Origin of the sequence: Microbispora amethystogenes, from assembly GCF_016863015.1 — a bacterium.
Lineage (GTDB): Bacteria > Actinomycetota > Actinomycetes > Streptosporangiales > Streptosporangiaceae > Microbispora > Microbispora amethystogenes.
This window is the reverse complement of record NZ_BOOB01000030.1, coordinates 157,560-167,523: the sequence shown is the minus strand read 5'-3', so window position 1 is coordinate 167,523 and position 9,964 is coordinate 157,560. Positions and strand designations below refer to the sequence as shown.

The window sequence follows — 9,964 nt, the reverse complement described above, 5'->3', positions numbered from 1 at the left end:
CGGACTACAGCAGCACGGTTCACAGCAGCACGGCCGACGACGGCACGGCCCACAACGCGGAGTCGCAGGACCGGGGCTTGGACAGGCAGGCGCCCGGCGCGAGCCCCGCAGCCGCTAGGCAGTCCCACCCGCAGGCCCAGTCGGAGCCGCGTTCCGAGAAGTCCCACTCCGAGTCCCACTCCGAGTCCCACTCCGAGTCCCACCCCGTGCCGCCCATCGGCACAGAGACGCTGCGCCGCCTGCGCAGGCTCGCCGCGTCCTCCGAACCCCGCGCCGTACGGCCCGCCGACCCGGATTTCTCAACCCCGGGCCGGCGCGAATCGGATGACGAGCGGGCCGCGGACCTCCCGGCCGCACCGGTCGTTCCGGAAACCGCCGCAGAATCCGCCCAGGAAACCGCTCAGGAAGCCGTCCAGGAAGTTACTCCAAGGGCGGATTCCGACCGCGACGAGGCCGCGCGACAGGAGGCGACCGCGCCGGGCGACAACGCGGGAGACCGGCACTCCGCCGCCCCCACCGACCAGACAATCCCCACCGCCGCCCCGGGAACCTCCGCCGCCCCGAGAACCTCCACCACCCCGGGAACCTCCACCGCATCCGAGGCCGCCGACGCCGAGCAAGCCGACGCCGAGCTGGCGGCCGAGCCGGCCGACGCCAGGCCGGGTGCCTCGGAACCCGCTGCGAGCGAGCCCATCGCCCCTCGACCTGCCAGCGCTGAGTCCGCTGCCTCCGAGCCCGCCGCTCCCCAAGCCAGCTCCGCTCCCGGCGCTTCCACTCGGCAGCTGCCCAGGCGGGCAGAGGACGACGAGCGGGATCACGGTGAGCGGGGCCAGGGTGAGCGGGGCGAGGGTGCTGGGAGGAGCGAAGCCCCTGCGCGGCGGGACGACGCGGATGTCCTCGCGCAGCACCGCAGGGGGCGGCCGCCTCGGCTGGTGCGACCCCGTGAGCAGGGCGGCGTGTGGGGAGAGGCGCTCCCCGCGATGGCCCAGGCCCATACCTCGCCCGATCAGCCTGCGGACATCGCGGACGCCGGCGACATCAGAGACACCGGTGACGTCCCGGAGAGCGCTGAGGCTGCGGACGTGACGGTCATCGGGCCGGTCCGGACCGGCCTGACAGCGGCTGCCGGTCCCTCGGAGGCCAGCGCCGACACCAACGCCAACGAAAACACCAACGCCAACGAAAACGCCAACGAAAACGCCGACGCCGACGCCGACGAAAACACCGACGCTGGCGTGGGCGCGGAGCGGGCCGGTGAAGTGTCCGCCCCGGCCGCGCAGCCGATCAGGATCAGGCCGCCCTACTCGCAGCCCTCCGCCGCGCACCGCTCCGAGCCGCAGCCGCCCAGTGCCCAGCCCGGTGACACGCAACCCGATGACGCGCAGCCCGGTGCCGGTCACCGGGAGGGGTCGTACGGCTTCGGCCCGGGATCGCCCGGTCCGGCGGGCAAGGGGAACGTCACGCCTCCGGCGGGTCCCGCCGGGGTGCCGATCCGGACGGTCCCGGGAGGGCCCCGCCACGCGGCCTCGTCCGGTGCTCGGCCCGCGCTGCCCGCCGCCAGGCCCGCGACCGGCCGGCCGGGGCACGAGGAGCCGCCGCGGCTGCGCCGAGTCGAGGCGGTGGTGGGCCGCGACCCCTCCGGCGGCTGGCGGCGCCTGGCGCAGGTGGTCGTGGGCGGCAGCCGTACGGACGGCATGGAGGTCGACGAGGCGCGCGCCCGCGTCCCGCTGACCACCAGCAGGCGGATCATGGTGCTCGGCTGCACGGGCGGCGCCGGGCAGACGACCACGGCCTTAATGCTGGGCCACACGCTGGCCCGATACCGAGACGACCGGGTGCTCGCGCTCGACGCGAACACCGGCGAGGGCACGCTGACGACGAGGATCGCCGCCGAGTCGCCGGAGACGCTGAGCTCGCTGCTGGAGGGCTCCGAGGAGGTGAGTGGCTACCTCGGCATGCGGTCCTACACGACGCGCTGCGAGTCGGGCCTGGAGGTCGTCGGAGCGGACACCGACGACCGGGTGACCCAGCGCCTCGCGGAACGCGCGTTCCTGGCCGACTGGCGCCGGACGCTCGCCGCGCTCGACCGGCACTATCGCCTGACCGTCATCGACCCCGCGGCCGCGCTGGCCGCCCGCCTCCTGCCGTACGCCGACCAGCTCGTGCTGGTCGCCCCCGCGAGCGAGGACGCCTCCGAGGCGGTCGCGATGACGTACGAGTGGCTCGACGGCCACGGCTGCTCCGACCTGCGGCGGCGGGCGGTCATGGTGATCAACGGAGTGAGCCGCCGCAGCCTCCCCGACGTGGAGCAGGCGGAGGCGGTCGCCAGCGGCAGGTGCCGGGCGATCGTCCGCATCCCCTGGGAGGACGAGCTGGCGCCCGGACGGCCGGGCCCGGTCGACATCACCCATCTCCGGACAGGCGGCCGCAGGGCGTACGTCGCGCTCGCGGGAGTGATCGTGAACGGCCTGGCGGCGGCCCAGGCCAAGCAGGAGGTGGCGAGATGAACGCCGGACGCGTGCCGCGGCGAGGGCGGTCGCGCGGGTCCGACGGGTCCCGGGACGTGCGATCAGGAGAGCTGGTGAAAGGTCGATGAGCAGGGCGCGCAGTCGCCTGGCGGTGCGGTACTTCGATGATCGGGTTCTGCTCACCGACTCGGCGGCCTGGGCCTACTTCCGCCTGCCGACGGTGAGCTACGAGTTCCTCACCCCCGAGGAGCGCGAGGCGCTGGCCACGAACGTCACGATCGCGCTGGCCGCGATCAGGATGCCCGACGCCGAGGTGCACCTTCGGGTCGCGCACCGGGCGTATCCCGCCGCGGAGTGGGCGATGGCCCTCAACGCGACCTCCGACGAGGGCCCCGGCTGGCGGGAGTACCTGGAGGAGATGTACCGCCACGTCTGGGCCAAGGACTTCTGGAGCAAGGAGGTCTACCTCGGCGTACGGCTCGGCCCGCGCGGCGCCCAGCTCGGCACCGGCGTGCTGGCCCAGCTGTTCGGCTTCTACCAGCGCGGCGAGAAGAAGCTGGGCATCGAGGACGACCACGTGCCGGACAGGGAGATCGCCCGGTGGACCGAGGCCGCCGAGCGGCTCGGCCGGGCGCTGGGCTCCAGCGCGCTCTACGCCCGCCACGCCACCTCGACCGAGATCGCCTGGTTGTTCCAGCACGCCGCGGCGGCCGGTCTCGGTGAGCCGCTGCCTTCGGCGTCACCCCGCCGCAGATGGGGCAAGGGCGAGATCGAGGCGCTGGTCGAGGGCCAGATCCACAACGGCAGGTCGCTGCTGCGCATCCAGCAGCCGGCCGGCGAGGCCTACGTCGCGCACCTGTCGTTCGCCCGGTTCCCCGATCTCATGCCGTTCCCCGACGGCGAGCCGTGGCTGCACTTCACCGACCAGCTCCCCTTCCCCGTCGAGATCTCCAGCCGGATGCGGCTGATCCCGCCCGTACGGGCCAGCAAGGACGTGGCGCGCAAGCTCGCCCACGCCCGCGACATGGACATCCACATCCGCGAGGCGGGGGCCGAGGCCCCGCTGGCACTGGCCGAGCAGATCGACGCCGCCCGCATGCTGGAGCACGGCATCACCAAGGAGCGGCTGCCCTTCGTCTACGGCTGGCACCGGCTGAGCGTCAGCGCGCCGACCGAGGAGATGTGCGTCCAGCGGGTCGAGGCCATCGTCGAGCACTTCCGCGACATCGGCGTCGACGTCGTCAACTCCACCGGCGACCAGTTCTCGCTGTTCTGCGAGGCGCTGCCGGGGGAGCGGCTGCGGGTCAACGCGTACGCGCAGCGGCAGCCGCTGCGGACGATCGCGGGCGGCATGGCGACGGCGACCGTCGAGATCGGCGACCGGGTCGACGAGTCGAACGCCGGGTGGATCGGGCCGTACGTCGGAGAGACGCTGGGCCGGGCGCGCAGCATCGTCCACTTCGACCCGCTCGTCGCGGCGGCGCGCAACCGCCCGACGGCCATCGCGATCACCGGTGAGCCGGGCGGCGGCAAGACCACGCTGGCGCTGCTGCTGATCTACCAGATGGCGCTGCGCGGCGTCACGATCGCGGTGATCGACCCCAAGGGCGACGCCGAGTCGCTCGTACGGCTGCTGCGGGCGCGGGGCCGCAAGGCGAGGGTCATCCCGCTGGGGTCGGCCGCGCCGGGCCTGCTCGACCCGTTCGCGTTCGGCGACGACATCGCGGCGAAGAAGACGATGGCGACCGAGACCCTGCGGCTGCTGCTGCCGAGGATGTCGGAGGAGCGCGAGTCCGCCATGATCCAGGCGGTCGCGGCCGTGTCGAACGAGCCCGACCCCTCGCTGGGGAAGGTGGTCGACCACCTGGAGCAGTCGTCCGACCCCGCGTCCAAGAACCTCGGGGCCGTGCTGCGCTCGATGTCGGAGATGCACCTCGCCCGGCTCTGCTTCGACGCCTACGGCGGCGAGCAGATCGACACCGCGGGCTGGACGACGGTGTTCACGCTCGGCGGCCTCACGCTGCCCGACGTGGCGACGGTCAGGGACGACTACTCCTACGAGCAGCGGCTGTCGGTGGCGCTGCTCTACCTGGTGTCGCAGTTCGCCCGCCGCCTGATGAACGGGCTCGACCGGCGTACGCCGAAGGCCATCTTCCTCGACGAGGCGTGGGCGATCACGTCCACCCCCGAGGGCGCCAAGCTGGTGCCCGAGGTCTCCAGGATGGGCCGTTCGCGCAACACGGCGCTCGTCCTGGTCTCCCAGAACGCCGGTGACCTGCTCAACGAACAGGTCACCAACTGCCTGTCGTCGGTGTTCGCGTTCCGGTCCACCGAGCGGGTGGAGGTCGAGCACGTGATGGAGCTTCTCGGCGTGGACCCGTCGGAGGACCACAAGGGCGTGCTGCGCTCCCTGGGCAACGGGGAGTGCGTCTTCCGGGATCTGGACGGCCGGGCCGGCCGTATCGGGGTGGACCTTATCTCGGAGGAGCTGCTGCGCTGGCTTGACACCAATCCGACACACGACAAACCCGGCGAGAACATGCATGATCTCTTTGACGGGGGCTCCGGTCGGTCGGGGGTCGCGCAGGAGGTGCGATCGTGAGCGTGCGCAGGAACGGTCCCAGAGGCCGCACCGAAGAGGGTGGTAGACGCGGCAGGAGGCTCCGGCGGAGCCTCGCCCTGCTGTTCGTCGCCTTCGCGGCGTTCGTGACGCTGCCGCTGGTCTTCCCGTCCGGCACGGCGAGCGCCGACGGGATCTGCGACCTGTCGCCCAAACTCGCCCCCGAGATCGTCGGCGGCGGCGTCGACGGCCTGGTGCAGCCCCCGGCGCCGGAGGACGCGACGGCCGCCACCACCGGTAAGCCGCCCGCCGGCACGGCGGACGGTGCGGCGAACGGGTCGGCGCCGAAGGAGCCGGTCACCAACTACGAGCGGTACGGCATGGCCGGGCAGTTCTGGCACACCTACGGCCTCGGGTGCTCCGACGTCACCGCCGTGCTCGGCAACGCGTGGGCCAACACGGTCTTCTCCTGGGCCAAGGCCGTCGACCGGCTGACGATCAGCACGTACCAGGCGGCGGCCACCGAGGGCCCGCTGCAGCCCATCAAGGAAGTCGCCGACGACATCGTCAAGAACCTCGCCGACGCGATGTACTGGCCGTACCTGCGCCCGGTCGTCATCCTCGGCGCGATCTGGCTGGCCTGGTACGGCCTCATCCGCAAACGCGCGACGACGACCACCGAGGGCGTCGTCTGGATGGTCCTCGCGGTCACGGTCGCGATCTGGTTCTTCAGCCGCCCGGGAGACTTCACCGGCCTCGGCAAGACCGTGACCGACAAGACCGGCGAGATCGTCAACTCGGCGTTCTCCGGCCTGCCGGGAGCGGGCGGCGCGTCCTGCCTGCCCATGAAGGCGACCGAGCCGGGCGAGGTGCCGAGTGAGCCCACGGCGGGCGGCTACGGCCGGCAGGGCACCCCCGGCGTGGCCCAGAACGCCGACGCGCTGTGGTCGATCCTCGTCTGCAAGCCGTGGCTGATGGGTGAGTTCGCCACGGCCGACCCCAACGCCGGTCTCGTGAAGGGCCTCGGCCAGAAGACCCTCGATCTCCAGGCGATCGACGCCCAGGAACTGGCCGCCAAGCAGACTCCGGCCTCCGACTCGCACCAGCAGCGGTTCGAGGAGGAGGTCGCCAAGCCGCTGCAGAGCACTCCGGTGTTCTTCCTCTTCCAGGGCAAGGACTGGACCAGCCGCCTCGGCATCGCCATCGGGGCGTTCATCGCGGCGATGGTCGCCGGTCTGCTCATCTTCCTCGTCGCGGTGTCGCTGCTCGTGCTGAAGGTCGGCTTCCTGCTGCTGCTGATGCTCGCGCCGGTCTTCCTGCTGATCGGCGTGCATCCCGGCTCGGGGCGGATCATCGCCATGCGGTGGCTGGAGATGCTGGTCGGCACGCTGCTCCGTCAGGCCGTGCTCGCGCTGGTGCTGGGCATCCTCGTGTACGGCTACGCGCTGATCATCTCGACCAACCTGCCGTGGGGCATGCAGATCCTCTTCATGGCGTTGCTGACGATCGCGGTCTTCTTCTACCGGCGGCCGTTCCAGCACCTGTTCGCCTCGATGGACGGGCACACGCTCGCCACGCGGATGCTCGGCGAGGCCGCGACCGCGCCGACGCTCTCCCGGGCGGCCTCCGTGCTGCCGCCGGTCGCGGCGGCCCGGGCGGGCCGGTGGGGCCTGCGCAAGGCCGAGCCCGTCATCGGCGCCGCCGCGATGGCGAGCGGCGCGGGCGCCGCCGCCGCTGCCGCCTCCTCCGTGGCCCAGGGCCGGGTGCGCGGCGAGGAGGGCGCGGGCAACGTCCCCGCCCAGGCCGGAGCGCGCGCGGGGGCGCAACCCGCGCCGCTCGACGCCGACGGGCAGGCGGGCCGCCGCAAGGCTGGCGTCGCCGCCGCACGTCCCGGCACCGCCCCGCCGCTGAACCTGTCCGGCGTACGGGCGGTCGGGGCGCGGGGTCCGGCGAACGGCCAGCCGAACGGTCAGCCGAACGGCACGGCGAACGGCCCTGCGACGGGACGGGCACCTGGACGGGTCACGGGAGGCGGGGCGGCGCCGTCACGGCCGTCCGGGCCGTCGGCTCCGTCCGCGCCGCCGCGGCGGGTGACGGGAGCCGCGGTCACCGGCGTCTCCGCCTCCTCCGCCCCTCCCTCCGCCGCTCCCACGGGCGGATCCGGTGGCGGTTCCGGCAGTGGCGGGTCTGGTGGCGGATCCGGGGGCGGCTGGTTCAGTGGCCGATCCGGCGGCTGGGCCTCCCGGCCGTCGTCCACGCGCGGCTCCGGCGGCTCAGGTGGCGGGTCGGGCAGCATCTTCGGCGGCGGTTCGGGTCGCTCGCCGCGAGGCTCATCCGGCAGCGGGTCGGGGAGCATCTTCGGCGGCGGTTCGGGTCGCTCGTCCCGGGACTCCTCGGGCTCCTCGGGCTCCTCAGGCGGCTCGGGTGGTTCGGGAGGCTCGGGTGGCCTGTTCGGCGGTTCGTCCCGCCGGGGTGACGCGGGCCGTTCCCGTCCGGCGCCGCCGCGTGACTCGGGATCGTCCGCCGGGCGGTCGCGTCCGGCCGAGCCGCCGCCGCTCTGGCTGCCGAGCCGGGGGGAGAGCGCGCGCCGCGAGGGCGACGCTCCGGCCCCGTTCTGGGCCAAGCCGTCCGACCGCGACTCCGGCGAGTGACGGGACCACCGACGAGGCCATGAGAAGCCGGAACAGCGACCGGGGCAAGGGGCTCGCCTTCGTGGCGGCCGTGGTGGTGCTCGCCGCCGTCGGCGTCTACCTCACGATGAGCCCGTCCTCGGACGGCGACGAGCAGGCGAGACAGCAGTCGGTGGGACAGTCGGCGGCCACCGGACGGGCGACCACCGGAGGGGCGACCACGGGCGCGCGGGAGCCCGGCCCGGTCGCCACCACTCCCGGCGCCTTCGACGTGTACGCGTACCTGCCGCTGTCGAGGGAGGAGATCGGCGCGGCGGCCGACCTCGCCCGCCGCTTCACCGAGGCGTACGGCACCTTCTCGTACGACGAGGAGGCGGCGGCCCGCGCCGAGCGGCTCACGGCGTTCGCGACCACCGAGTTCGCGGCCCAGCTCACCAGGACCGTCACCGATCCCGCCGTGGCGGACCAGAACGAGGCCGACCAGGTGGTCTCGAAGGGCTCGGCGAAGGTGGCGTCGATCCGCGACATGACGGGCGCCCAGGTGGTGTTCGTCGTCGACTCCACGCGGCAGGTGACGGACCGGAACGGCCAGAAGGACGTGCCCGAGCGGTTCGCCGTGACCGTCGTCAAGTCGGGCGCCGACTGGCGGGTGTACGACCTGCAACTGGCCGACTCCGGCCAGGACGGGGACACCTCGCCGTGACCGTCCCGCCGCGCGGCACCTCGGCAGTCCGCCGGCTCGCCTCGGGAGGGCGGTCCTGGCGGCTGATCGCCGTGGCCCTCGTCGTGATCGTGCCGGTCACGCTGTTCGCCTCGATCATCCTCATGACCCCGAGCCCGTCGATGCTCCTCGGCGGCGGCGCGGACGGGAACTGCGCCGAGGCCGCCACGGGACCCGGCGCCGCGACGCCTGGGACGGACCTCTCCAAGACGGCGCGAAGCGACATCCCCGAGGACTACCTGGCGCTCTACAAGAAGTTCGGCAAGCAGATCGGCGTGCAGTGGAACGTGCTGGCCGCCATCGGCAAGCGGGAGACGAACCACGGCCGGTCCTCGCTGCCGGGCGTGCGCAGCGGCACCAACTACGCGGGTGCCGCCGGTCCAATGCAGTTCCTCGTCAGCACCTGGGGCGGCCAGGCCAAGATGAAGATCGAGCCGGGCATCAACGGCTACGCCTCCGACGGCGACGGGGACGGCTTCGGCGACGTCTACAACCCGGCGGACGCCATCCTCGGCGCGGCCAAGATGCTCAAGCGCAACGGCGCCCCCGACGACCTCAGGAAGGCGATCTTCGTCTACAACCGCGCCACCTGGTACGTCGACCAGGTCCTGGAGATCGCCAAGCGCTACGCCGCGACGGGGGAGATCGGCGTGCCCGCCGAGGCCGACCCGGCCTGCGACTCGGGGTTCGTCGACAGCGCCCCCGACGACGTCGTCCGCCAGATCCTCCAATACGCTCTGGCGCAGCGGGGCAAGCCGTACCGGTGGGGCGGCACCGGCCCGGACGCCTTCGACTGCTCGGGGATCATCTACATGGCCTACCGGAACGCCGGTCTGAGCATCCCGCGGACGACCTTCGGCCAGTGGCCCTTCGGCGAACGGATCGAGCAGGGCGAGGAGCAGCCCGGCGACCTCGTCTTCTTCAACGCCGGGCCCGGCACGTCCAAGGACAATCCCGGGCACGTCGGGATGGTCGTCTCGCCCGGCACGATGATCGAGGCGAGGTGCACCCTCTGTGGGCCGATCAAGGTGACGACCTACCGCGACCGGCCGAACATCGTGGGCTTCACCCGGCCGCTCCGCAACGACACCGTGCTGGCGCAGCTCAAGCGGGCCCAGACGTGACCGGCAGGCTGGTCGTGGGCGCCGCGATCGTGGAGGACGGCCGGCTCCTCGCGGCCCAGCGGTCCGCGCCGCCGGAACTGCGCGGCGGCTGGGAGTTCCCCGGCGGGAAGGTCGACCCGGGGGAGGACGAGCGCGCCGCGCTGGTGCGCGAGTGCGCCGAGGAACTCGGCGTCGACATCGTGGTCTCGCGCCGCGTCGGCGGGGACTGGCCGCTGCCGAACGGCGCCGTGATGCGCGTCTGGCTCGCCGAACTCGCCGCGGGCGTCCCCCGGCCGATCGAGCACCTCGCGTTGCGCTGGCTGGAGCCGCACGAGCTGTACGACGTCGCCTGGCTGCCCGCGGATCTGCCGGTGGTCGCCGCGATCGAGACGCTTTTGCCCAGATAAGACGTGGAGTTGGCCGGATAGGACGCAGAATCGTGCCCTGAGACCGGCTTTGCGGTGCCGTGGACCGAACTACAA

The 9,964-nt window shown here is 73.0% G+C and carries 7 protein-coding genes; 6 read left to right on the top strand and 1 reads right to left on the bottom strand.

Features of this window, described 5'->3' with window-relative positions:
* Nucleotides 1-19: 19 nt before the first annotated feature.
* Nucleotides 20-217, bottom strand: a complete 198-nt coding sequence (locus tag Mam01_RS21235) for a hypothetical protein (RefSeq protein ID WP_204286968.1) — start codon at nt 215-217, stop codon at nt 20-22.
* Nucleotides 218-932: 715 nt separating this feature from the next.
* On the opposite strand from Mam01_RS21235, the gene Mam01_RS21230 reads away from it, so the two are divergent.
* From Mam01_RS21230 to Mam01_RS21205, 6 genes are all read left to right on the top strand, one after another.
* Entirely contained in the window at nt 933-2,507 is a 1,575-nt protein-coding gene (locus Mam01_RS21230; protein ID WP_204286967.1) for a hypothetical protein, read from the top strand.
* A gap of 85 nt (nt 2,508-2,592) precedes the next feature.
* The gene (locus Mam01_RS21225; protein ID WP_150937851.1) at nt 2,593-5,070 is read left to right on the top strand and encodes an ATP-binding protein; all 2,478 of its coding nucleotides are present in this window, start codon (nt 2,593-2,595) and stop codon (nt 5,068-5,070) included.
* Nucleotides 5,067-7,679, top strand: a complete 2,613-nt coding sequence (locus Mam01_RS21220) for a type IV secretion system protein (RefSeq protein WP_239101487.1) — start codon at nt 5,067-5,069, stop codon at nt 7,677-7,679. Before Mam01_RS21225 ends, Mam01_RS21220 begins: the two co-directional genes overlap by 4 nt.
* A gap of 19 nt (nt 7,680-7,698) precedes the next feature.
* On the top strand, nt 7,699-8,361 hold the full coding sequence (locus Mam01_RS21215) for a hypothetical protein (protein ID WP_204286966.1): 663 nt from the start codon (nt 7,699-7,701) through the stop codon (nt 8,359-8,361).
* A complete protein-coding gene (locus Mam01_RS21210) occupies nt 8,358-9,503 on the top strand; it encodes a C40 family peptidase (RefSeq protein WP_239101486.1) in 1,146 nt (381 codons plus the stop codon). Before Mam01_RS21215 ends, Mam01_RS21210 begins: the two co-directional genes overlap by 4 nt.
* A complete protein-coding gene (locus Mam01_RS21205; protein ID WP_150937855.1) occupies nt 9,500-9,889 on the top strand; it encodes a (deoxy)nucleoside triphosphate pyrophosphohydrolase in 390 nt (129 codons plus the stop codon). The genes Mam01_RS21210 and Mam01_RS21205 overlap by 4 nt, the downstream gene beginning before the upstream one ends.
* The last annotated feature ends 75 nt before the right edge of the window (nt 9,890-9,964 follow it).

What these genes read in the sequence shown, in the direction of transcription:
- Mam01_RS21235 (WP_204286968.1), bottom strand. Translation starts at nt 217, where the DNA reads ATGGGCGGCACGGGGTGGGACTCGGAGTGGGACTCGGAGTGGGACTCG.
- Mam01_RS21225 (WP_150937851.1), top strand. Translation starts at nt 2,593, where the DNA reads ATGAGCAGGGCGCGCAGTCGCCTGGCGGTGCGGTACTTCGATGATCGG.
- Mam01_RS21215 (WP_204286966.1), top strand. Translation starts at nt 7,699, where the DNA reads ATGAGAAGCCGGAACAGCGACCGGGGCAAGGGGCTCGCCTTCGTGGCG.